This is a genomic window from Pseudonocardia parietis (assembly GCF_017876315.1).
Lineage (GTDB): Bacteria > Actinomycetota > Actinomycetes > Mycobacteriales > Pseudonocardiaceae > Pseudonocardia > Pseudonocardia parietis.
In genome coordinates this window covers 2966477-2987521 of record NZ_JAGINU010000001.1, presented here as the reverse complement: position 1 = coordinate 2987521, position 21045 = coordinate 2966477, and the positions used below count along the sequence as shown (strand labels likewise).

The 21045-nt window shown below is 73.7% G+C and carries 19 protein-coding genes and 1 pseudogene; 7 read left to right on the top strand and 13 right to left on the bottom strand.

Annotation, left to right across the window (positions count from 1 at the left end; all coding sequences use genetic code 11):
• Window positions 1-213: 213 nt before the first annotated feature.
• Genes JOF36_RS14130 through JOF36_RS14115 form a run of 4 tightly spaced genes read right to left on the bottom strand, consistent with a single transcriptional unit; the run spans window position 214 to window position 2779 of the window.
• The gene (locus tag JOF36_RS14130) at window positions 214-648 is read right to left on the bottom strand and encodes a GlcG/HbpS family heme-binding protein (protein ID WP_210027275.1); all 435 of its coding nucleotides are present in this window, start codon (window positions 646-648) and stop codon (window positions 214-216) included.
• A 34-nt stretch (window positions 649-682) separates the two neighbouring features.
• Complete coding sequence (locus JOF36_RS14125; protein WP_210027274.1) at window positions 683-1105, bottom strand: nitroreductase family deazaflavin-dependent oxidoreductase; 423 nt, start codon at window positions 1103-1105, stop codon at window positions 683-685.
• A 23-nt stretch (window positions 1106-1128) separates the two neighbouring features.
• Window positions 1129-1848: a M50 family metallopeptidase gene (locus tag JOF36_RS14120; RefSeq protein ID WP_210027273.1), complete on the bottom strand. Its 720-nt coding sequence runs from the start codon at window positions 1846-1848 to the stop codon at window positions 1129-1131.
• 46 nt (window positions 1849-1894) lie between these two features.
• On the bottom strand, window positions 1895-2779 hold the full coding sequence (locus JOF36_RS14115) for a TIGR03619 family F420-dependent LLM class oxidoreductase (RefSeq protein ID WP_210027272.1): 885 nt from the start codon (window positions 2777-2779) through the stop codon (window positions 1895-1897).
• A 37-nt stretch (window positions 2780-2816) separates the two neighbouring features.
• On the opposite strand from JOF36_RS14115, the gene JOF36_RS14110 reads away from it, so the two are divergent.
• The gene (locus tag JOF36_RS14110; protein WP_210027269.1) at window positions 2817-3770 is read left to right on the top strand and encodes a MerR family transcriptional regulator; all 954 of its coding nucleotides are present in this window, start codon (window positions 2817-2819) and stop codon (window positions 3768-3770) included.
• Here JOF36_RS14110 and JOF36_RS14105 read toward each other — a convergent pair.
• Window positions 3752-6784, bottom strand: coding sequence for a bifunctional [glutamine synthetase] adenylyltransferase/[glutamine synthetase]-adenylyl-L-tyrosine phosphorylase (locus JOF36_RS14105; protein ID WP_210027267.1), 3033 nt, complete (start codon window positions 6782-6784; stop codon window positions 3752-3754). The genes JOF36_RS14110 and JOF36_RS14105 overlap by 19 nt on opposite strands.
• Window positions 6785-6936: 152 nt before the next feature.
• On the opposite strand from JOF36_RS14105, the gene JOF36_RS14100 reads away from it, so the two are divergent.
• Window positions 6937-8160 (top strand): FAD-dependent monooxygenase, encoded by a 1224-nt coding sequence (locus tag JOF36_RS14100; protein WP_210027265.1) that lies wholly within the window; start codon window positions 6937-6939, stop codon window positions 8158-8160.
• Between the two features lie 102 nt (window positions 8161-8262).
• Here the strand turns inward: JOF36_RS14100 and JOF36_RS14095 are convergent, their stop codons facing one another.
• Window positions 8263-8520: a hypothetical protein gene (locus JOF36_RS14095; protein ID WP_245350673.1), complete on the bottom strand. Its 258-nt coding sequence runs from the start codon at window positions 8518-8520 to the stop codon at window positions 8263-8265.
• A gap of 183 nt (window positions 8521-8703) precedes the next feature.
• Between JOF36_RS14095 and JOF36_RS14090 the strand changes: the two genes are divergently transcribed.
• Window positions 8704-9531 carry a helix-turn-helix domain-containing protein gene (locus tag JOF36_RS14090; RefSeq protein WP_210027263.1) on the top strand — a complete coding sequence of 276 codons (828 nt, stop codon included), beginning with the start codon at window positions 8704-8706 and terminating at the stop codon, window positions 9529-9531.
• Window positions 9417-9899: pseudogene (locus tag JOF36_RS14085) on the top strand (transposase); the annotation flags it as partial. The gene JOF36_RS14090 and the pseudogene JOF36_RS14085, both read left to right, overlap by 115 nt.
• 27 nt (window positions 9900-9926) lie before the next feature.
• On the opposite strand, the gene JOF36_RS14080 reads toward JOF36_RS14085, so the two are convergent.
• From JOF36_RS14080 to JOF36_RS14070, 3 genes are read right to left on the bottom strand one after another with little or no spacing between them, the layout of a single operon-like run.
• Window positions 9927-10409, bottom strand: coding sequence for a cupin domain-containing protein (locus tag JOF36_RS14080; protein WP_210027262.1), 483 nt, complete (start codon window positions 10407-10409; stop codon window positions 9927-9929).
• Between the two features lie 10 nt (window positions 10410-10419).
• Window positions 10420-11763 carry a type I glutamate--ammonia ligase gene (glnA, locus tag JOF36_RS14075; RefSeq protein WP_210027261.1) on the bottom strand — a complete coding sequence of 448 codons (1344 nt, stop codon included), beginning with the start codon at window positions 11761-11763 and terminating at the stop codon, window positions 10420-10422.
• A 44-nt stretch (window positions 11764-11807) separates the two neighbouring features.
• On the bottom strand, window positions 11808-13331 hold the full coding sequence (locus JOF36_RS14070) for an alpha/beta hydrolase (protein WP_210035597.1): 1524 nt from the start codon (window positions 13329-13331) through the stop codon (window positions 11808-11810).
• 318 nt (window positions 13332-13649) lie between these two features.
• On the opposite strand from JOF36_RS14070, the gene panB reads away from it, so the two are divergent.
• Window positions 13650-14495: a 3-methyl-2-oxobutanoate hydroxymethyltransferase gene (panB, locus tag JOF36_RS14065; RefSeq protein ID WP_210035589.1), complete on the top strand. Its 846-nt coding sequence runs from the start codon at window positions 13650-13652 to the stop codon at window positions 14493-14495.
• A 9-nt stretch (window positions 14496-14504) separates the two neighbouring features.
• On the opposite strand, the gene JOF36_RS14060 is transcribed toward panB, so the two are convergent.
• A complete protein-coding gene (locus tag JOF36_RS14060) occupies window positions 14505-15662 on the bottom strand; it encodes a glutamate-cysteine ligase family protein (protein WP_210027260.1) in 1158 nt (385 codons plus the stop codon).
• 181 nt (window positions 15663-15843) lie between these two features.
• Between JOF36_RS14060 and JOF36_RS14055 the strand changes: the two genes are divergently transcribed.
• Both JOF36_RS14055 and JOF36_RS14050 read left to right on the top strand, forming a co-directional pair.
• On the top strand, window positions 15844-16008 hold the full coding sequence (locus tag JOF36_RS14055) for a hypothetical protein (protein WP_210027259.1): 165 nt from the start codon (window positions 15844-15846) through the stop codon (window positions 16006-16008).
• Window position 16009: 1 nt separating this feature from the next.
• Complete coding sequence (locus JOF36_RS14050; RefSeq protein WP_210027258.1) at window positions 16010-16795, top strand: hypothetical protein; 786 nt, start codon at window positions 16010-16012, stop codon at window positions 16793-16795.
• Window positions 16796-16813: 18 nt separating this feature from the next.
• On the opposite strand, the gene JOF36_RS14045 is transcribed toward JOF36_RS14050, so the two are convergent.
• The 3 genes from JOF36_RS14045 to JOF36_RS14035 all read right to left on the bottom strand — a co-directional run bounded on the left by JOF36_RS14045 (window position 16814) and on the right by JOF36_RS14035 (window position 20934).
• Window positions 16814-17584 carry a maleylpyruvate isomerase family mycothiol-dependent enzyme gene (locus JOF36_RS14045; protein ID WP_210027257.1) on the bottom strand — a complete coding sequence of 257 codons (771 nt, stop codon included), beginning with the start codon at window positions 17582-17584 and terminating at the stop codon, window positions 16814-16816.
• Entirely contained in the window at window positions 17581-18420 is an 840-nt protein-coding gene (locus tag JOF36_RS14040) for a fumarylacetoacetate hydrolase family protein (protein WP_210027256.1), read from the bottom strand. Before JOF36_RS14040 ends, JOF36_RS14045 begins: the two co-directional genes overlap by 4 nt.
• 132 nt (window positions 18421-18552) lie before the next feature.
• A complete protein-coding gene (locus JOF36_RS14035; RefSeq protein ID WP_210027255.1) occupies window positions 18553-20934 on the bottom strand; it encodes a xanthine dehydrogenase family protein molybdopterin-binding subunit in 2382 nt (793 codons plus the stop codon).
• Window positions 20935-21045 lie beyond the last annotated feature (111 nt).

Here is a 21045-nt window from a genome sequence, read left to right as displayed (position 1 = left end):
TCACATCGAGTGAGGGCTGTACCAGTCTGATCACGATCCGTGACGCTCCGCCTGCACACCGTCGCCGTGTCGACCACCACGTGAGACGCTGCACGCGCGACACCGCCGCCTGACCACGAAACGTGCACGACCCTTCCTCGGCGGCAGGGTCGTGTCCCCTCCGCGCCCCCGGGCTGACCTCGTCGCCCGGGGGTGCGGCTCGTGGAGCGGGTGTTACTCCGCTCCGGTGACCGCGACCAGACCGGCGGCCTTGATCCCGGCGACGGCCGCGGCCTCGTCGTTCAGCGACGCGTCACCGGTCACGCCGACCGCGCCGAGCAGGGTGCCGGCGGAGTCCTTCACGAACACCCCGCCGGGCACCGAGAAGATCTTCCCACCGGTCAGGCCCGCGACCGAGGTGAAGAACTCGGGCGAGTCCGCGGCGCGGGCGGCGATGGCCCGGTTCGTCATCCCCAGCGCCAGCACGCCGTTCGCCTTGCCGACGGCCAGGTCCGGGCGCAGGTAGCCGGAGCCGTCCTGGCGGGCCAGCGCGACGATCGCGCCGCCGGGATCGAGCACGGCGACCGTCAGCGCGTTGAACCCCTGCTCGGTGCCGTGCGCCAGCGCCGCGGTGGTGATGGTCTGGGCCTGCTCGAGGGTGATCGTCATGCCTGCGAGCCTGCCATTGCGTGCACCCGCGGGCTCAGCTCGGGGTCAGCGCGACCAGCGGGATGGTGCGGTCGGTGGCGCGCTCGTACTCGGCGAAACCGCCGTTGTTCTCCTTGATCCACGTCCACATCCGGTCCCGCTCGGCGCCGGGCAGCTCGCTCGCGTGCACCCGCCGCGTCTCGACACTCCCCTGCCCGTCGCCGATCTCGACGACGACCTCCGGGTTCGCCTTCAGGTTGTGGTACCAGGCCGGGTTGTCCGGCGCGCCGGCCTTGGAGGCGACGAGCACGTACCGGTCGCCGTCGGCGAACCAGCGCAGCGGGGTGACCCGTTCGGCACCGCTGCGCGCCCCGATGTGGTGGACCAGGACCATCGGCAGGCCGGCGAAGGGCTCGCCGACCCGGCCGTCGTTCTCCCGGAACTCGCGGATGACGCGGCTGTTGAAGTCTTCTGCCATCCACCGATCCTGGCAGCTTCTCCTCAGGCCGGCGCGCCACCCGGAGCGAAGACCACCCAACCGGCGGTGACGGTCGCGGCGGCCGCGGCGACCAGGAAGAACGCCGCCCACACCGCGCCGGACACCCGCGTCAGCTCGGCGAGCCGGTCGGCGTCGGAATGCCGCAGCCCGCCACGGCGCCGTCCCCGCCGCAGCTCCGCGCACGCCTTCACCCCGCCGAACAGTAGGAACCAGGACAGCGCGGCCGCGAAACCGGTCCGCAGGTCCTCCTCGGCGCGCAGCGCGACCAGCACCAGCACCGCGCCGGTGACGACGACCGCGAGGCCCCCGTAGAGGTTGCGGGTCTGCAGCAGGGTCGCGGCGAGCAGCACGACCCCGATCCAGAGCATGGCCTGCGCGGAGTCCGTGGCCACCAGCACGGCGCCGCCGAGCCCGAGCAGCGGCGGGAACACGTAGCCGGCCAGGAACATCACCACCACCCCGGGGCCGCGCCCGGCGCCGGTCGAGTAGGTGACGCCGGAGGAGTCGGCGTGCAACCGGATGCCGGTGAGCCCGCGCCCGACCAGCACCGCGACCAGCGCGTGCCCGCCCTCGTGGGCGATCGTCACCGCGGTACGGGTCAGCCGCCAGGTCGGCTGCCACGCCACCACGACGAGCGCGAGCAGCGCCGCCAGCAGCGAGGCGGGCCGGGCCGCCACCAGTTCGTAGCCACGGGTCAGCAGCTCCAGGGGATCCGACGACACGCCGTCCAGTGAACCAGCGGACCGGGGACGCCCCGCGACCCGGTGCTCAGGCCGCGGCCTCCAGGATCTCCCCGACCCACTCGAGCGCGGTGTCGTGGTCGGCGCTGACGTACATCAGGTCGACGAAGGCGTGCTCGATGTCGGTCGACTCCCGCACCCGGCGCAGCGTCGACACCGCGTCGGCGGCGGTCGACCCCGGCGGCAGGTTGATCCGCAACGCCGCCCCGATCGCGTCCGGGCCCCGTCCGGCGTCCTGTGCCGCCGCGCGCAGCTCGCCCCACGGCACCGAGACGGCCGCGTCCAGGTCCCGCACCGACGGCGTCACCACCGGCAGGAACCCGTCGGCGCGCTCGGCGATCCGCCGCCGCGCCCGCGGTGCGAAGCCGGCCAGGTACACCGGGATCCCGTGCGGCTTCACGTCGACGTGCGCCGGCGCGACGGTCGCGACCTTGCCCCGGTACTCGACGGGAGCGTCGTTCCACCAGGCGTCGAACACGTCGAGGGCCTCGTCGAGCCGCGCACCGCGCTCGGCCATGGGGACGCCGACCGCGTCGTACTCCTCGGGTGACCAGCCGGTGCCCAGACCGAGCAGCAGCCGTCCCCGGGAGACCCGGTCGAGGGTCAGCGCGTGGCGGGCCAGCAGGGCCGACGGGTACCACGGCGCGTTCAGCGTGCTGGTGCCCAGCTGTACCCGCGTGGTCACGGCGGCGGCCGCGGTGAGCAGGCCCAGGGGGTCGTGTGTCGCCCGGAACTGGACCGGGACGGTGTCCCCGCCGCCGTAGCCGACGGCGGGGTCCACGGCCGCCAGCAACCGGTCGGCCGTCCACAGGCTCGCCGCGCCCCGCTCCTCCGCCCCCGCGGCGAACCGCATCGTCTCGTCCACGTGAGCGGCCGCATCGCCGAACTGCGGCACACCGAACCCGATTCGCACTTGACCTCCAGTCGCTGGAACCCGCGACGCTGTCCTCGTGACCGCGTCGACCCACCATGATCACCCCGTCCGTCTCACGATCGGCCTGCTGGCCCGGCGGACCGGGGTTCCGGTGCGCACGATCCGCTTCTGGTCGGACGAGGGGCTCGTTCCCTCGGACCGGAGCAGTTCGGGCCACCGGGTGTACGACGCGGCCGCCGTGGCCCGGCTCGACCTGGTCCGGACCCTGCGCGAGCTGGGACTGGGCCTGGACGACGTGCGCTCCGTGCTGTCCCGGCGACGGGGGGTCGGCGAGATCGCGCAGGCGCACGTACGGGCCCTGGAGAGCCGGATCCGGGAGCTGAAGGCGCAGCGCGCGGTGTGCGTGCTGCTGGCCCGGACCGGGCCCGACGACGAACCCGATGAGAGGAGCGTGACCCTGATGAACGACCTCGCGCGGCTGTCCGCCGCCGAACGTCAGAACCTGATCGACGACTTCGTGGCGGAGACCTTCGCCGGTACCGACCCGCAGGCCCCGGGCGCGGGCATCGCCGAGGGCATGCGGACGCTGCCGTCCGAGCTGCCCGACGACCCGACGCCCGAGCAGGTCGGGGCGTGGGTGGAGCTGGCCGAGCTGGCGCGCGACCCGGACTTCCGGGCCCGGTGCCGGGAGATGGCCGTCGCGGGCAGCACCGCGCCGGTGCACCAGGAGCCGCAGCCCGACCCGGCCGCCGTCGCCGAGCACGCCGGGGCGGCGCTGGCCGCGGGGGTCGATCCGGCGGGTGCCGGGGCGGCCGCGGTGCTGGCCCGGATCCCCGGTGTCACCGAGCTCGACGCCGCGGCCCGGCTCCGGGCCGCGGACACGATCGAGCTGTTCTCCGACCGGCGGGTGGAGCGGTACTGGGCGCTGCTCGCGACGCTGAACGGATGGCCCGCCCGTGAGCCGGCCGTCCCGGCCTTCGAGTGGTTCGCGACGGCCCTACGCGCCAGTGCTCACGATGTGAAGCCGTAGAACACCCGCTCGACGACGTGCCGGGCCCGCCGGGTGATGCGGCGGTAGTCGTCGAGGAACTCGCCCGGGTCCCCGCCCGCCGGGTACCCGAGTGCGGCGGCGACGGCGACCAGCTCCCGCCCCGAGCGCGGGAGCTGGTCGCCGGGCTTGCCCTTCACCAGCATGATCGCGTTCCGGGCGTTGGTCGCGGTGCGCCATCCCTCCTCCAGCTCCCCCGCGTCCTCGCCGGAGATCAGCCCGGCCTCGACGGCCTCCCGCAGGCCGTCGAGCGTCGAGGTGGTGCGCAGCTCGGGGAGGTCACCTGCGTGCTGCAGCTGCAGCAGCTGCACGGTCCACTCGACGTCGGCGAGCCCGCCGTGTCCCAGCTTGGTGTGGGTGGACCGGTCCGCGCCGCGGGGCAGCCGCTCGGCGTCGATCCGCGACTTGATCCGCCGGATCTCCGCCACCGACGACGCGGAGATCCCGTCGGCCGGGTAGCGGAGCGGGTCGATCAGCGCGGTGAACTCCCGGCCCAGCGCCCGGTCGCCGGCGATCGGCCGGGCCCGCAGCAGCGCCTGGGTCTCCCACACCTCGCTCCAGCGGGCGTAGTACTCCCGGTACGACGCCAGCGTCCGCACCATCGGCCCCGACCGGCCCTCCGGGCGCAGGTCGGCGTCCACCGTCAGCGCCGGGTCCGGGCTCGGGGAGTCCAGCAGCCGCCGGACCCGCTCGACCACCCTCGTCGCCCACTTGGCGGCGGTGTGGTCGTCGACGCCCTCGGCGGGGGCGCAGACGTACATGACGTCGGCGTCGCTGCCGTAGCTGGACTCACCTCCCCCGAGCCGGCCCATCCCGATCACCGCGACGGCGGCCTTGCGCTCCGGCTCGCCGCGCAGGACCGCGTCCAGCGTGGCGGACAGGACCGCTTCGTTCACCGAGTTCAGCGCCGCGCAGACCTTGTCGACCTCGAGCACACCGAGCAGGTCCGCGCAGGCGATCCGCAGCATCTCGTGCCGCCGGTACGAGCGCGCCGAGGCGACCGCGGCCTCCGGTGTCGCCTGCCGGGCGACGGTCGTCGACAGCGCCATCGCCACCTCGGCCGGGTCCCGGGTCAGCTCCGGGCTCTGCAGCCCCGACGAGGTCGCCAGCATCCGCAGCACCTCGGGCGCGCGCTGCAGCAGGTCCGGGACCAGCGCGGACGTCCCGAGCAGCGTCATCAGGCGCTGGGCGACCGCGCCCTCGTCACGCAGCAGCCGCAGGTACCACGGCGTCGCGGCCAGCGCCTCGGACACCCGCCGGTAGGCCAGCAGGCCACGGTCCGGATCGGGGCTGTGCGACAGCTCGTCGAGCAGCACCGGCAGCAGCGCGCGCTGGATCGACGCCGCCCGCGACACCCCGCCGGTCAGCGCACGCAGGTGCCCGAGCGCGCCCTCCGGCGACGCCCAGCCGAGCGCCTTGAGCCGGGCCTTCGCCGCGTCCGGGGACAGGACGGCGTCGGCCTCCTCCCCCGCCAGCCGGGACACCGCCGCGAGCAGCGGCCGGTAGAACAGCTTCTCGTGCAGCCGGGTGACCCGGCGGGCGTTGCGCTGCCACTCGGCCATCAGCACCCCGACGACGTCGCGCCGGCCGTCCGGCCGGATCCGCGAGGCACGGGCCAGCCACCGCAGCGCATCGGTGTCGTCGGCGGCCGGGAGCAGGTGGGTACGGCGCAGCTTCTGCAGCTGCAGGCGGTGTTCCAGCAGCCGCAGGAACCGGTAGGACGCGGCGAGGTTGGCGCCGTCGTCGCGGCCCACGTAGCCGCGCCCGCTCAGCGCGGCCAGCGCCGCGAGGGTGTTGCCGGAGTGCAGGGTCTCGTCGGTCCGCCCGTGCACCAGCTGCAGCAGCTGCACCGCGAACTCGACGTCGCGCAGACCGCCACGACCCAGCTTGAGCTCGCGTTCACGCTGGTCGGACGGGATGTTCTCGACCACCCGGGTCCGCATGGCCTGCACCTCGGCGACGAAGTCGTCACGTGCGGAGGCCTGCCAGACCATCGGGGAGAGCGCGTCGACGTAGGCCGTGCCGAGGTCGCGGTCGCCGGCGATCGGCCGGGCCTTCAGCAGCGCCTGGAACTCCCAGGTCTTCGCCCAGCGCCGGTAGTAGGTGACGTGGCCGTCGAGGGTGCGGACGAGCGTGCCGTTGCGGCCCTCGGGCCGCAGGTTGGCGTCGACCTCGAAGCAGGCCTCACCGGCGACCCGCATGACCCGCGCCGCCAGCTTGGCCGCCGCACCGGTCAGCTCCCCGCCGGGTTCGGCGACGAAGACGACGTCGACGTCGGAGACGTAGTTCAGCTCGCGCCCACCGCACTTGCCCATCCCGATGATCGCCAGGCGCAGCTCGTCCGGCGGGTCCTGCTCGGCGGCGGCGACCGCGAGCGACGCCGACAGCGCGGCCTCGGCCAGGTCGGCGAGCTGGGCGGCGACGTCGTCGACCTCCATCACCGGCAGCGCCGGATCCCCGACGGCGGCGAGATCGGCCGAGGCCAGCCCGAGCAGCTCGTCGCGGTAGGCGATGCGCAGCGCGTCGACGGCCTCGGGCCCGGTCAGCGTGGCGCGGGCGCCGCCCGCGGTGCCGGGCGGCGGCGCGTCCGGGTCGGCGCCGACCGCGCGCAGCAGGTTCGCGGTGCGCCGGGCCAGGTCCGGCGGCGGGTCCCGCCGCTCCGGGGTGTCGGCGAGCAGAGACCACCGGTCCGGGTGGGTGACGAGATGGTCCCCGAGCGGGGCCGAGGCGCCGAGGGTGGCGAACAGCCGCCCGCGCAGGCCCCGGTCGGTGCGCAGCGCGCGGTCGACGGCCGCCCACTGCGGGGTCGCGGAGAGCCGCTCGACCGCGCGCAGTGCGAGACCCTGGTCGGGGCTGCGGGCCAGCGCCCACATGATCTCCTCGCAGCCCGGGGCGGGGACGTCGCCGTCCCACCAGCCGAGCTCGCGCAGCATCGCGTGCGCGTCGGGGCCGGTCAGTCCCAGCCGGGCCAACGAGGTCCCCGTACGCCGATCCATCACAACGGCCGATCCTGCCCCATCACGGCCCGGACCCGACGACGTCGTCCGGTTTCGGCACGAACGGCGGGGCCACGGCGAAAGGGGTTGTCGCCCGCCTGCGCCGCGCGGCAGGCTCGGGCGCCGGTAGCGGCAACGGACGAGGGGGGCGGATGGCGGACGTCGCGATCATCGGGGGCGGGATCGGTGGCCTGGTCAGCGCGCTGGCGCTGCACCGGCGCGGGATCGGCGTGACGGTGTACGAGCAGGGGGCGGGCCGCCGTGAGCTCGGCGTCGGGCTGAACGTGCTGCCGCACGCCGGCCGGGTGCTCGCCGAGCTCGACCTGCTCGACCTGCTCGCCGGGATCGGGGTGCGCACGGCGGAGATGACCTACGCGCACCGGCTCGGCATGCCGGTGCTGCGCCGCCCGGTCGGGCTCGACGCCGGTTTCGACCTGCCGCAGGTCGCCTGCCACCGCGGACGGCTGCAGCGGATGCTGCTCGACGCGGTCACCGACCGTCTCGGAGCGGACGCCGTGCGCACCGGGGCCCGGGTCACGGCCGTCGATCCCGAGCGGGCGCGCGCCACCCTCGCCTCCGGCGAGGTCGTCGAGGCGGACGTGCTGGTGGGCGCGGACGGCATCCACTCCGTCGTGCGGGACCGGTTGTTCCCGGGTGAGGGCCCGCCACGCTGGAACGGCGTGGCGATGTGGCGTGGCGCCACCGACTGGCCCGCCTTCCGGGGCGGCCGCTCGATGATCGTCGCGGGCGGCAACGACGCGAAGCTGGTGATCTACCCGATCGGTCCGGGCACCCGGCCGGACACGGTGCTCACCAACTGGGCGGTCTGCATCCGCACCGGCGCCGACGGCGCCCCGCCACCGCAGCGCCAGGACTGGGCCCGCCTCGCCGACCCCGCCGACCCGGCCCGGCACGCGCACCGGTTTCGGCTCACCGAGGTCGACCACCACGCGCTGATCGCCGCGACGGCGGAGTCCTACGAGTTCCCGATGTGTGACCGGGACCCGCTACCGCACTGGACGCGGGGCCGCACCACCCTGCTCGGCGACGCCGCCCATCCGATGTTCCCGATGGGGTCCAACGGCGCCGGGCAGGCGATCCTGGACGCCGACGCGCTGGCCCGCCACCTCGCCGCCGGGCCCACACCGGAGGCCGCACTGACCGCCTACCAGGACGAACGGCTGCCCGTCACCTCCGACGTCGTGCTCCGCAACCGCGTCGGCGGACCCGAGCAGGTGATCGACGAGGTGGAGCGGCGCGCCCCCGGCGGGTTCGACCGGATCGCCGACGTGATCACCGGCGACGAACTGGACGCGATCTTCTCCGGATACCACCGAGCCGCCGGGAACGCCCCGGAGCAGGTCCGCCGCGGCTGAACCCACCCCGGTGCGCGCCACCGAGCGACACACAGGTGCTGCCGCCGCGACACTCACGTGACACTCGGTGCTCGTCGGAGCCCGAGCTAGTGGTTCCGGTCGTTAGTTCGTCGGGGGTCTGAGGTCGTGCCAGGCGGTGGGGTCGTTGAGGTAGAGGCCGCAGGCGAGGTCGAGTGCGTCCTGGCAGGTCCCGAACGGGAGCCCGTCGGGGAAAATCGACTCGGCGTAGTCGTCGTGGCTGGCCCGGTAGATCGCGACCTGCCAGTCATGGGCCGATCCGACGTAGCGCAGCCGACACAGCGGCAGGATCTCGGTCTCGGTGCTGGCCCCGATGTAGGTGAACACGCCGTGGTGACGCATGTGCAGTTCGGTGATCTGGGGCCAACGCTCACGGGCCCGAGCGCGTAACCGTTGCCGCACGGAGGTCTTGGTCGACTCGGGGAAACGGGGCGCCACTTGCCCATCGTGACAGCCCTGGTCGGCGTTGCCCGGCCCTCGCGATCGACCGTCGGCCGCTGTTACGGGTGATCACGGCGTGTCGCGGTGGCCGAAATCGTGGTCGGGGTCGACAACCCGGGTGTGCCGGTCACCAGCCCGTTCATCATCGTGCTCACCGCGGCGGAGGAGGCGGTGTTGACCGCGCGGGCGCGCAGCGGGCGCACCGAGCACCGCGACCGGCTGCGGGCCCGGATCGTGCTCGCTGCCGCGGCCGGTGCGACCAACGCCGCGATCGCCGTCGAACTCAGAGTGTGTGTCGACACCGCGCGCAGGTGGCGACGACAGTTCGCCACCGAGCGCCTCGACGGTCTCGCCGATCGGCCCCGCACCGGGCGACCGCGCCGGTTCACCGCCGTGCAGAGCGCGGCGATCACCGCGCTGGCCTGCACCCTGCCCGCGGAGACCGGGATACCGCTCTCGCGCTGGAGCAGCACCGAACTGGCCACCGAAGCGGTCACCCGCGGTATCGCCGAGACGATCTCGGCGTCCACAGTGCGTCGGGCGCTGACCCGTGCGGTGATCAAACCCTGGCAGCACCGCTCCTGGATCTTCCCCCGCGACCCGAACTTCGAGACCAAGGCCGCCCGGGTCCTGGACCTCTACGCCCGCACCTGGAACGGTGCACCGCTGGGCCCGGACGACTACGTGATCAGCGCCGATGAGAAGTCCCAGCTCCAAGCCCTGCGTCGCCGCCACCCCGGCCGGCCCGCCGGGCCGGGCCGGGCCGGACCCGCCAGGTCGAGTTCGAATACCGCCGCGGCGGGACCCTGGCCTACTTCGCCGCCTACGACATCCACCACGCCCGAGTCATGGGCACCATCGCCCCGAAGACCGGGATCGAACCGTTCACCGACCTGGTCACACACGTCATGAGCTGCGAGCCCTACGCCTCGGCACGGCGGGTGTTCTGGGTCGTGGACAACGGCTCCAGCCACGCCGGACAGGCCTCGATCGACCGCATGAACACAACCTGGCCGAGCGCGACACTGGTCCACCTACCGATCCACGCCTCCTGGCTCAACCAGGTCGAAATCTACTTCTCGATCCTGCAACGCAAAGCTATCAGCCCGGTCGACTTCGCCGACCTCGACGCCCTCGCCGAGCGCATCCTGGCCTTCCAAGACCGCTACAACCGCGCCGCGACACCCTTCGACTGGACCTTCACCCGCCGCGATCTCCGCGCCCTACTCGACCGGATCGGCCCGCCAGAGCAGCCCAGCACCCTCACTACCGCCGCATGACCCCCGACGAACTAACGAACTCGGCCACTAGTCCGCGCCGGGGATCGTTCCGGGTGGGAGGAACTCGACGTCGTGCATCGCCGACACCCGGACGACCTCGTCCGGGTCGGTCAGGTCGTGCAGGTGGTCGAACAGCTGCGGCAGCCGGCCGGAGGGGCTGACCCAGAACAGCGCCCGGGCGTTGCCCTGCTCCTTGTTGTAGTACGCGTGCGGCAGTCCCTTGGGCATGAGCACGGTGTCCCCCGGCCCGGCCTTCTCCCACTGCCCGTCCAGGTAGAGGGTGAAGACGCCGTCGAGGACGTGGATGTGCTCGTCCTGCGTGGGGTGCACGTGCGGGGGCACGCCGGTGCCCGGCGGGTCGAGGGTCTCGAAGGCGAAGCTGGTCTCGCTGATCGCCTTCGCCCAGTAGGTGTGGCCCAGCACGTTCCACGCCCGCTGGTACTGGCCCTCACCTGCCCGGGTGATGCCCTTCGGAAGTGGCCCCAGGATGATCTCGTCGCCGTCGAACACGTCTGTGTTCCTACAGCACCGGCAGGTACGTGGCCAGCTCGTGCGGGGTCACGTTTCGCCGGTAGGCGTCCCACTCGGCACGCTTGTTCCGCAGGAAGAAGTCGAAGACGTGCTCGCCCAGGTACTCGGCGACCAGCTCCGAGCGCTCCATGATGTCGAGCGCCTCGGTCAGGTTCTGCGGCAGCAGCTCGTACCCCAGCGCCTTGCGCTCGGTGTCGGTGAGGGCCCAGACGTCGTCCTCGGTGGCCGGCGGCAGCTCGTAGCCCTTCTTGACGCCGGTCAGCCCGGCGCCGAGGATCACCGCGTACGCCAGGTACGGGTTGCACGCCGAGTCCAGCGTGCGGACCTCGATCCGCCGCGACGACGACTTGCCCGGCGAGTACATCGGCACCCGGACCAGCGCCGAGCGGTTCGCGTGCCCCCAGGACACCGCGGTCGGCGCCTCGCCACCGGTGATCAGCCGCTTGTAGGAGTTGACCCACTGGTTGGTGACGGCGGTGATCTCCCGGGCGTGCCGCAGCACCCCGGCCACGAACGCCTTGCCGGTCTCGGACAGCTCGTACGGGTCGTCCGGGGAGTGGAAGGCGTTGGAGTCGCCCTCGAACAGCGAGAAGTGCGTGTGCATCGCCGAGCCCGGGTGCTCCGAGAACGGCTTGGGCATGAACGACGCCCGCACGCCCTGGGTGAGCGCGACCTCCTTCACGACGTAGCGGAACGTCATCAGGTTGTCGGCCATGGTCAGCGCGTCGGCGTAGCGCAGGTCGATCTCCTGCTGGCCCGGCCCGCCCTCGTGGTGGCTGAACTCGACCGAGATGCCCATCGACTCGAGCGTCTCGATGGTGTTGCGCCGGAAGTGCGGCGCGACGTCGTGACTGGCCTGGTCGAAGTACCCGCCGGAGTCGGCGGGGACCGGGCGTGAACCGTCGTCGGGCAGGTTCTTCAGCAGGTAGAACTCGATCTCCGGGTGCACGTAGCAGGTGAACCCGGCCTCGCCGGCCTTGTTCAGCGCGCGGGTCAGCACGTGCCGCGGGTCGGCCCAGGACGGCGAGCCGTCCGGCATGGCGATGTCGCAGAACATCCGCGCCGAGTAGTGGTCGCCGGACGCGGTCTCCCAGGGCAGCACCTGGAACGTCGACGGGTCCGGCTTGGCCACCATGTCCGACTCGTAGACCCGGGCGAAGCCCTCGATCGCCGAGCCGTCGAACCCGATGCCCTCGGCGAACGCCCCCTCCAGCTCCGCCGGGGCGACCGCCACCGACTTCAGATAGCCGAGCACGTCCGTGAACCACAGACGGACGAAACGGATGTCGCGCTCCTCGAGCGTGCGGAGGACGAACTCCTGCTGGCGGTCCATGCGGCGGAGCCTAGGAAGCCGGTGTTACGGGGATGTATCCGGGGTCAGGCCGGGGCCAGGGTGCACTCGGCGCCCTCCGGCGGCAGCTTCAGGTCGACCAGGTAGTCGACGGCGAGCCGGTCCACGCAGGGGTCGCCCTGCAGGGCCGCGCCGTGCTGCTCGCCGTTGACCGTGATCAGGCTGCCGCCGAGCTGGTCGGCGAGGTCGACCCCGGCCTGGAACGGCGTCGCCGGGTCACCGGTGACCGAGACCACCAGCACCGGCGGGAGGCCCTCCACCTGGGGCGTGTGCGGCTCACTGGTCGGCGGCACCGGCCAGAACGCGCACGCGTCCCTGGCGCCCACCGGGCCCTGGCCGGTCGACCGGAACGGCGCTGCCTCCTCGGCCCGCTGTGCGAGCTCGAGCGCCTCGGCCGGTTCCTTCAGCGGTGGCTGGTTCACGCAGGTGATCGCCTGGAACGCCTGCAGCATGTTCGTGTACCGGCCCTGCGCGTCGCGCTGGTGGTAGAGGTCGGCCAGGGTCATCAGGAAGTCGCCGTTGCCGTTCGCGACCTGCGAGATGCCCTGCTGCAGCGCGGGCCACAGCTGGGAGAGGTAGAGCGCCTGGCTCACACCGGTCTGCGCGTCGTTGAAGCTCAGCACGCGACCGTCGCTGGTCGGGACCGGCTTGTCGATCAGCGGCTGCATGACCGCCTGGAACGCCCGGGTGGCCTGCGCCGGGTCGGTGCCCAACGGGCAGTTCGGCTTGCTGGTGCAGTCCTCGGCGAAGGCGTCGAACGCCTGCTGGAAGCCCGCGTTCTGCTTCACCGTGGAGTCGATGGTGGTCTGGGTCGGGTCGATCGCCCCGTCCAGCAGCAGCGCCCGGACGTTCTGCGGGAACGCCTCGGCGTAGGCGGTGCCCAGCTCGGTGCCGTAGGAGAACCCGGCGTAGGTCATCTTCTCGTCGCCGACGGCCGCCCGCATGATGTCCATGTCCTTGGCGACGTCGCGGGTGCCGACGTTGGCCAGCACGTCCGCCCCGGTGCGCTCGGTGCAGCGGTCGGCGAACTGCTTGTTGTAGGCCTCGGCCGCCGCGACACCCGCCGGGGACGGGTCGGCGAAGACCTTGGTGCGGTCCTCGTCGTTCTCCGCGTCGGTCAGGCACTGGATCTTCGGCTCGCTGGCACCGGTGCCGCGCGGGTCGAAGCCGATCAGGTCGAACCGGTCGCCCAGGCCGTTCGTCGACCAGGTGGCGGCCGTGCTCGCCATGAACGACGTACCGGACGCCCCGGGGCCGCCCGGGTCGGTGAACAGCGAACCGATCTTGTCGCCGGTGGCCTTCTTGCGCAGCAGCGCGATCTGCATGGTCTCGCCCTGCGGCTGGGCGTAGTCCTGCGGGACGGTGACCCGGGTGCAGTCGAACTGCGGCTCGGCGAACGCCTGGCGGTCGTCGTCGGTCTGCGCGTAGTCGGCGCACGGGCCCCAGCTCAGCTGCTGGTCGTAGAACTGCGCGAGCTCCGGCGGGTCCTGCGGCGGGGCGGGCTGCTCACCCGACATGGTCCCGACTCCCGAGCAGGCCGTGACCAGCATCGCCACGACCGCACCGAGCACCACCGCACCGGCCGCCCGCCCGCGCCGTCGCCGCCCCTGCGGGGACGGCGGTGCGGCGTGTCCGTGGCCACGGGGGCGCGGCAGGCGGGGCAGCATGACGGCGAGCATGCCATCGACCCCCGACAGTGACCGGGCGCGGGGCCGGTCGGGAAGCCGGGTGAGCGTCCCCACACCGGAGCCCGCCACGCCGTCCGCGCTGCCACCCTGGCGATCGCCACCGATGACGAACCCGGGGACCCACGATCAGCGCGGGCCTCGAGGCACGGAAGGAGCTCACTGGTGAGCACTAGCACTCCCATGTCCGGGTCCGGCGAGGTCGAGTCCCCCTACCGGGCGGCCGCACCACCCAAGCGCACCCGCATCCACCACCTGCTGCAGTGGAAGCAGGAAGGTCGGCGCTGGCCCATGCTGACCGCCTACGACGTCTACTCCGCCGAGATCTTCGACGACGCGGGCATCCCGGTCCTGCTGGTCGGCGACTCGGCGGGCAACAACGTCTTCGGCCACGCCAACACGATCCCGGTCACGGTCGACGACCTGCTGCCGCTCACCCGCGCCGTGGTCCGCGGCGCACGCAGCGCCCTGGTCGTCGCGGACCTGCCGTTCGGCAGCTACCAGGTCTCCCCCGGCCAGGCCCAGGAGACGGCGTTCCGGTTCATGAAGGAGGCCGGTGCGCACGCGGTGAAGCTGGAGGGCGGCGCCCGGTTCGCGCCGCAGGTCGAGGCGCTCACCGCATCCGGGGTGCCGGTGATGGGCCACCTCGGTTTCACCCCGCAGAGCGAGCACGCGCTCGGTGGGTTCCGCATCCAGGGCCGCGGCGACGCCGCCGAGCGGCTCATCGAGGACGCGCTGGCGCTCCAGGAGGCCGGGGCGTTCTCCGTCGTGCTGGAGATGGTGCCCGCCGACGTGGCGAAGCAGGTCACCGGCGAGCTGCGGATCCCGACCATCGGGATCGGCGCCGGACCGGACTGCGACGCCCAGGTGCTCGTCTGGTCGGACATGGCGGGCATGAACCGCGGGAAGGTGCCGCGCTTCGTGCGCAAGTACGCCGAGGTCGGCGCGGTGCTGCACGACGCGGCCGCCGCGTTCGCCGCCGACGTGCGCGGCGGGGAGTACCCCGCCGAGGAGCACAGCTACCGCTGACCTTCCGGGTCAGAGGGCGGCGTGGTCGCGCCCGGCGGCGACGCCGGGGATCCCGCCGCCCTCGCGGTAGCGGGCGAGCATCCGGTCGGCCGGGGTCTGCCGACGCCGGAGCCGCTCGGACAGCAGCTCCAGCCGCTCCCGGTGGCCGGGCTCGTCCTTCAGCGCCGCCGCCGCGGCACTCAGCGTGGCCAGCGATCCGGCCCGGATCGCCGGGTCGGACCAGCCGTGCAGCGCCGAGGTGCGGTGCAGGGCCGCGTCCGGGGTGCGCCGCCTGCCGGTCAGCGTCGTGTCCCGCAGCACGCCGGTGAGCAGGCTGAGCAACGCGCCGAGCAGACCGGGACCGCCCCCGTCGGCCGGCTCCTCCTCCGGGACCGCCGCGACGGCGTCGAACGCCTTGAACTCGATCCGCCCGATCTCCCCCGGGATGCCGGCGTGCCGGACCAGGCTCGGGTCGGACGGCAGCAGCGCCGCGCCCGGCTCGAGGTAGGCGAGCGCAGCCGGGCGCGCACCCGTCCGGCGGGAGGTCCGGGCGGAGAGCCCGCCCCACGGCCGCCCGTCACGGAACGGGGAGGAGAACGACCAGGGCACCAGGTACGGGCTGTAGTAGGTCAGCTTGGCGGCCGCGTCGGCCAGCACCGCCGGGTCGCTGCCGGCCTCGGGGAACGACAGGTTGAGGTCGGGGCCCCAGGTGACCATGTGCAGGTGCGCGGTGCGTTCCTCCGGCGAGGCCGCCATCAGCGCCCGCTCCCGCGCGTTCGGGGGCGGGTCGAGCCGGTACTCCGAGCGGAACGGGTGGTGTCCGAACGCGACCGGTCGCAGGTCGTACCGGGCGGCGACCTCGGCGAGCAGCCGGGCGTCGGCGGTCAGTGCGGCCTCGGTGTCCGCCACCGAGTCGTGCACGACCGTGCGGACCTCGATCCCCTTCGGCTCGAACGCCACGAGCTCGCCGTCGTCGTCGATCCGTTCGTAGCCCTCGGCGTACCAGCGCTTGCGGCGGATGCCCGCGTCGCCGATCCGCAGGTCCGCCTGGTCACCGGGGAGGTCGGGGAGCTCCCCGACGATCCGGGCGACCTCGGCGTGGGTGAGCGAGGTGAAGTCGGCGAGTGCACCGTCCGGCCGGAGCAGTGCCAGCTCGTGTTCGATCCCGTACCGCGCCGTGCCCCGCATCGATCACTCCCCGTGTCCGTCCGAGCATGGACGGTACCGGCGCCGCGCTCCGGCATCGGTGTGATCTCCGTACCCCGTCCGCCTCACCCGTTCCGCTCTGGACAACATCGCGCGAAACGGTCAGCCTGGTGACGGCGGCCACACGACGGTCCGCCCGGGAACCCGGAGCACGGGAGGCATCATGAGGCTGGGCCGCAAGATCTCCGAGGGATATGCCGTCGACCACGAGGCCGACCGGCTCACCGCCGCGCAGGACCGGCCGGTGCCCACCCCCGAGCCCGAGGTCGTCGACTGGTCGCCGGTCGAGCACGAGGTGCCGGCCCGGTCGGGGTCGCGCGAGGACTGACGTGCCGGGCGGCCTGTTCAGCCGTGCCCCGCAGGAGCGTCCGACCGGCCCGCTGACGGGGCACAAGCTGGCCTTCCCCATGCTGTCCGCGGACGGCACGACGGCCGGCTTCAGCGGGGTCACCCTCGGTCGTGCCCACGTGTACCGCACCGTCGACGACGCGGTCTGCGCGCACGGCTGCCGGCACTCCTGCCCGTCGCGCTGGTGCGACTGCGGCTTCTACTGCTTCCACTCCGACTCCGACGCCCGTGAGCTGGCGTGCGCACCGGAGCACCAGGGTTCGGTGCTGCTCGAGGTCGCCGTGTCCGGGCGGTTCCGGCGCTACGAGCTGGGGTTGCGGTACTCGCGGCAGCGGGTGCGCTCGGTCCGGATGCGGCCGTGCCGGTGCGGGGTGACGGTGTCCGCGCTCGCCGACACCGGATCGGGCCAGCACGGGTGGCGGCGGCTGGAACCCGCCTGTGCGCGCTGTGCGGGGGCACGCCCGGTGCTGTCGCCGGAGCGGTTCGCCCGGCTCGCCGCCGTGACCCTGCTGCCCGACGACGTCCCCGCGGGTCCGCTGGCCCCGGTCGGCTCCGGTGCCGGCGGCGATGCCGGTCGGCTCGGGGACCGCCCGCTCGACGACTCCGGGTTCGGCGGGCCGGAGCCGGCCGAGGGCGACCCGATCGCCACCGCCGGAGCGGTCGCGGTGCTCACCGCGGAGATGGCGCTGCTGCAGGCCCGGCTGGACGAGATGGCCCGCCAGCTCGGGCGGGCCACCGCGCGGCTGGACGAGCTCGAGGGCCGCTGACGCCCGGGTACCGGCCGGTCACAGCCAGACCGGCAGCGGAGGCGGCAGGTTGCCGCCTGCGTCGCGCAGGCCCTTCCCGAACGGGCGGCCGAGCAGCCAGGCGATCAGGTCCGGTGCCTTGCCGCGGACCGTGCCGAGATCGCCCGGCTCCGTGCCGTCGTCCGTCGCCGGGCCCGGTCCGAACTCGCGCACCTGCCCGGTCCTGGCCTCCTCCAGCCGGACGCGCGGACAGCCCGGCCGGGTCTCGAGCGTCGCGACGACGTCGGCGACGAGCACCCTGCGCATCGGGATCGGCAGGTCCTTGAACGACGCCCCGACGTCGAGGTCGACCGCGTGGATCCACACCTCGCGGGCCCGTGCCCACGGCACCGCGGTCGCCGGGATCTCGACGTCCTGGGCGTTGCGCACGTGCGCCGACCACGCGCTCGCGGGGAGCGTGCGGGCGACGTCGGCGAGCCGGTCGGACGACGCGATGACGTCGGCGCGGATCTCGTCGGGGGTGCGGCCTGCCGCGGCGGCGATGCCCGCGTCCCGCGCGGCCCGGTCCGGGTAGGCCGGGGTCGGCTCGCCGGTCCGCGCCCAGGTCAGCAGGTTGACCATCGCGTCGGCGTTGCGGGCCACGTGGGTGAGCACGTGCGCCCTGGTCCAGCCGGCCAGCAGGGACGGAGCGGCGAAGGCGTCGCCACCCATCCGCGTCATGAGGCCGCGCAGGTGGGCCTGCCCGTCCGCCGCCCAGGCCAGTGAGTCGGCCAGGGCCGGCGGTACGGGCACCGGTTCGTCGTCGGTCACTGCAGCGACCGGGCCACGTTGCGGCACTCCCCGATCCCTTCGACCGAGGTGACGATCTCGGCGCCGTCGGTGAGGTAGCGCGGGGGCGTGCGGGCGTCGCCGACCCCGCCCGGGGTGCCGGTGGCGATGACGTCGCCGGGGTTGAGGGTGAGGATCGTCGACAGGTAGACGATCAGGTCGACGACACCGAACACGAGTTGGTCGGTGGTCGAGTCCTGCATGATCTCGCCGGAGAGCTCGGACCGGATGCGCAGCGCGCCGCCGTCGGCCGGATCGGCGGGCAGCTCGTCCGGGGTGACCAGCTCGGGACCGAGCGGGGTGGAGTGCTCCCAGGTCTTGCCCTGCAGGAACTGCTTCGTACGGCGCTGGTAGTCGCGCATGCTCACGTCGTTGAGCACCGTGTAGCCGGCGATCGCGGCCCGCGCCGACTCGGCGTCGGCGTGCCGGACCGACTGCCCGATGACGACGGTCAGCTCGGCCTCGTAGTCGACCCGGTCGGACTGGGACGGGAGCTCGATCTCGTCCCGCGCCCCGATCAGCGCGGGCGCGAACTTGCCGAAGATCGTGGGGTACTCGGGCAGCTCGTTGCCCATCTCCAGCACGTGGTCGCGGTAGTTGAGACCGATGCAGAGGATCTTCTCCGGCGACGGGACCAGCGGCGCGAGATCCAGCGTGGACGCGTCGTGCACCGGACCGCCCGCCGCCGCGGCGTGCTCGGCCCAGTCCGGGCGCTCGAGCAGCGTGCGCACGTCGGTCTCCCCCGTCTCGACGGCGGTGTCGCCGTCGAGACGCACCGCCCGGAGCCCGGTCGCGGTCCGGATCGTCGCGAGCCTCATGGTGCGCGTCGCCTCCCAGCTGTTCGGTGTCGCCTGTTCGGTGTGTCCTGCCTCGGTGTCCGGCGCAGAGTCTGCGACACCGGCCCGACGCGGACGGCCGGGGGGTGGCTCACGAGCTGCGAACCCCGCTCCTCAGATCGCGGCGACGTCGTCGTCGGCCGACGCGCCACCGCGCACGGGCAGGTCGTCGAACACCGCGGGCGGCTCCCGCCAGGCGTCCTCCGGTGCCCCGGCCCTGGCGGCGGTGACCGCCCGCCACACCCGCTCGGGGGTGCACGGCAGGTCGATGTGCCGCACGCCCAGGTCGGCGAGCGCGTCCACCACCGCGTTCTGCACCGCGGGGGTCGAGCCGATCGTTGCGGACTCGCCGATCCCCTTGGCCCCCAGCGAGTTCAGCGGCGTCGGGGTCTCGGTCGTCGCGGCCTCGAGGGCGAACAGATCGGCCGCGGTCGGGATGGTGTAGGCGGCGAGACTGGAGGTGATCGGCTGACCCTCGTCGTCGTAGCGGACCTGCTCGTAGAGCGCCTGCGCGATCCCCTGGGCCATCCCGCCGTGCTGCTGGCCCTCGACGAGCAGCGGGTTGAGAATCCGGCCGCAGTCGTCGACGGCGACGTGGCGGCGCGGGGTGACCCGGCCGGTGTCGGTGTCGACCTCGACGACCGAGACGTGCGCGCCGAACGGGTACGTCGCCCCGGACTGCTGGGAGTCCAGCCCGACGTGCAGCTGCTCCCCCGTCTCCGCTGCCTGGCGGTGCACCTCGGTCCAGGTCACCCGCGGGCCGGCGGGCACGCCCGCGACGCCGAACGTGCCGTCCTCGGTGATCTCGACGTCCTGGGCGGACGCCTCCAGCAGCGTCGCGGCGATCGTGCGGGCCCGTTCGAAGAGCTCGTGCGCGGCCTCGGACACCGCGGTGCCGCCGAGCTGCAGGGAGCGCGACCCGCCGGTGCCTGCGCCCCGCGGCACCCGCGCGGTGTCGGACTGCACGTAGTCGATCCGCTCCAACGGGATGCCGAGCCGGTCGGCGACGAGCATGGAGAACGACGTCGCGTGCCCCTGCCCGTGCGCGGAGGTGCCCGCCGAGACGGTCGCGGAACCGTCGGCGTGCACGGTGACCGAGCCGTACTCGCCGCCCCCGCCGCCCGCGGTGACCTCGACGTACACCGAGATCCCGATGCCGAGCCGGACCGGGTCCCCCGCCTCGCGGCGCCGCGCCTGCTCGGCGCGCAGCTCGTCGAGACCGACGATCCGCAGGGCCTCACGCAGCGGCAGGTCGTAGTCACCGACGTCGTAGACCGCGCCGGTCGGGGTGGTGTGCGGGAACGCCTGCGGGGCGAGGAAGTTGCGCCGCCGCAGCTCGACCGGGTCCATGCCCAGCTCGGTGGCGGCCAGGTCGACCAGCCGTTCCAGGTGCGCGGCGGCCTCGGGCCTGCCGGCACCGCGGAACGCGCCCATCGGCGTGGTGTTGGTCAGGGCGGACGCGGCGTCGTACCGGACCGCCGGGACGTCGTAGACGCCCGATGCCATCAGGTAGGTCATGTGCAGCGGCAGCGCACCGCCGAACCCGGCGTAGGCCCCGGCGTCGCCGATCACCCGGGCCCGCAGGCCGGTCATCCGCCCCTCACGGGTCAGGCCGAGCTCGTAGTAGCCGACCTGGCCGCGGCCGTGCGGCATCGAGAGCAGGTTCTCCGAGCGCGTCTCGACCCATGCGAGCGGACAGCCGAGCGCGCGGGCGGCGCCGACGGTCGCGGTGTGCTCGGCGAGTACGCCCGCCTTCGCGCCGAACCCGCCGCCGACGTGCGGGGCGATCACCCGGACCGTGTCGGGGTCGAGACCGAGGACCCCGCAGAGCTGCTTCTGGAAACCGTGCGGCATCTGGGTGGAGACGTGCACGGTCAGCGCGTAGCCGCCTGCGGCCTCCCCGCCCCGCGGGTCCGCGACGATCGCGTTGCCCTCCAGCGGGACCGCGGCGACCCGCTGGTTCTCCATCCGGGCCCGGACCACGACGTCGGCACCGGCCAGCGGGTCGTCCTCGGGGCCGCGCAGCCCGGCGGCCAGGTTCGACCCGTATCCGGGGAACTGCAGCTCGGCGCCCTCGGCGAGTGCCGCCTCCGGGTCGGTGACGGCGGGCAGCGGCTCGTAGTCGACCTCGACGAGCTCGGTGGCGTCGACGGCCGCGGCCCGGGTCTCGGCGACCACGAGCGCGACCGCCTCGCCGACGAAGCGGACCCGGTCGGTCGCCAGCGGCGGGCGCGGCAGCTCCGGGTTGAGCACGGCGAGGCCGTGGTGGGCGGGCAGGTCCAGGTCGGCGGCGGTGTGGACGGCGAGCACCCCGGGTGCGGCCGCCGCCTCGGTCGTGTCGATGCCGGTGACGAGCGCGTGCGCCAGCGGGGACCGGACGAATGCCACGTGGGCCAGGCCGTCGAGCCGGAGGTTGCCCACATACGTGCTCGCACCGGTGATCAGGTCGGCGTCCTCGACGCGGCGGACGGATGTTCCGAGGATCGAACCAGGCATGTGATCCACGCTACCGCACGAACCGGAGGGTCGTCCGGTTACGCCCCGGCTCCCTGCCGGGGACACCGACGCGGCTCGGTGAGCGGCCGGGGTCACGCGTCGTCTGCGTCT

Excerpts from the sequence above, each read along its gene's own strand:
- JOF36_RS14125 (WP_210027274.1), bottom strand. The coding sequence starts at position 1,105 with ATGGCAGAAGACTTCAACAGCCGCGTCATCCGCGAGTTCCGGGAGAAC.
- JOF36_RS14040 (WP_210027256.1), bottom strand. The coding sequence starts at position 18,420 with ATGAGGCTCGCGACGATCCGGACCGCGACCGGGCTCCGGGCGGTGCGT.
- JOF36_RS14130 (WP_210027275.1), bottom strand. The coding sequence starts at position 648 with ATGACGATCACCCTCGAGCAGGCCCAGACCATCACCACCGCGGCGCTG.
- glnA (WP_210027261.1), bottom strand. The coding sequence starts at position 11,763 with ATGGACCGCCAGCAGGAGTTCGTCCTCCGCACGCTCGAGGAGCGCGAC.
- JOF36_RS14055 (WP_210027259.1), top strand. The coding sequence starts at position 15,844 with ATGAGGCTGGGCCGCAAGATCTCCGAGGGATATGCCGTCGACCACGAG.
- JOF36_RS14060 (WP_210027260.1), bottom strand. The coding sequence starts at position 15,662 with ATGCGGGGCACGGCGCGGTACGGGATCGAACACGAGCTGGCACTGCTC.
- JOF36_RS14070 (WP_210035597.1), bottom strand. The coding sequence starts at position 13,331 with ATGCTGGTCACGGCCTGCTCGGGAGTCGGGACCATGTCGGGTGAGCAG.
- JOF36_RS14105 (WP_210027267.1), bottom strand. The coding sequence starts at position 6,784 with ATGGATCGGCGTACGGGGACCTCGTTGGCCCGGCTGGGACTGACCGGC.
- panB (WP_210035589.1), top strand. The coding sequence starts at position 13,650 with ATGTCCGGGTCCGGCGAGGTCGAGTCCCCCTACCGGGCGGCCGCACCA.
- JOF36_RS14035 (WP_210027255.1), bottom strand. The coding sequence starts at position 20,934 with ATGCCTGGTTCGATCCTCGGAACATCCGTCCGCCGCGTCGAGGACGCC.
- JOF36_RS14100 (WP_210027265.1), top strand. The coding sequence starts at position 6,937 with ATGGCGGACGTCGCGATCATCGGGGGCGGGATCGGTGGCCTGGTCAGC.
- JOF36_RS14095 (WP_245350673.1), bottom strand. The coding sequence starts at position 8,520 with ATGCGTCACCACGGCGTGTTCACCTACATCGGGGCCAGCACCGAGACC.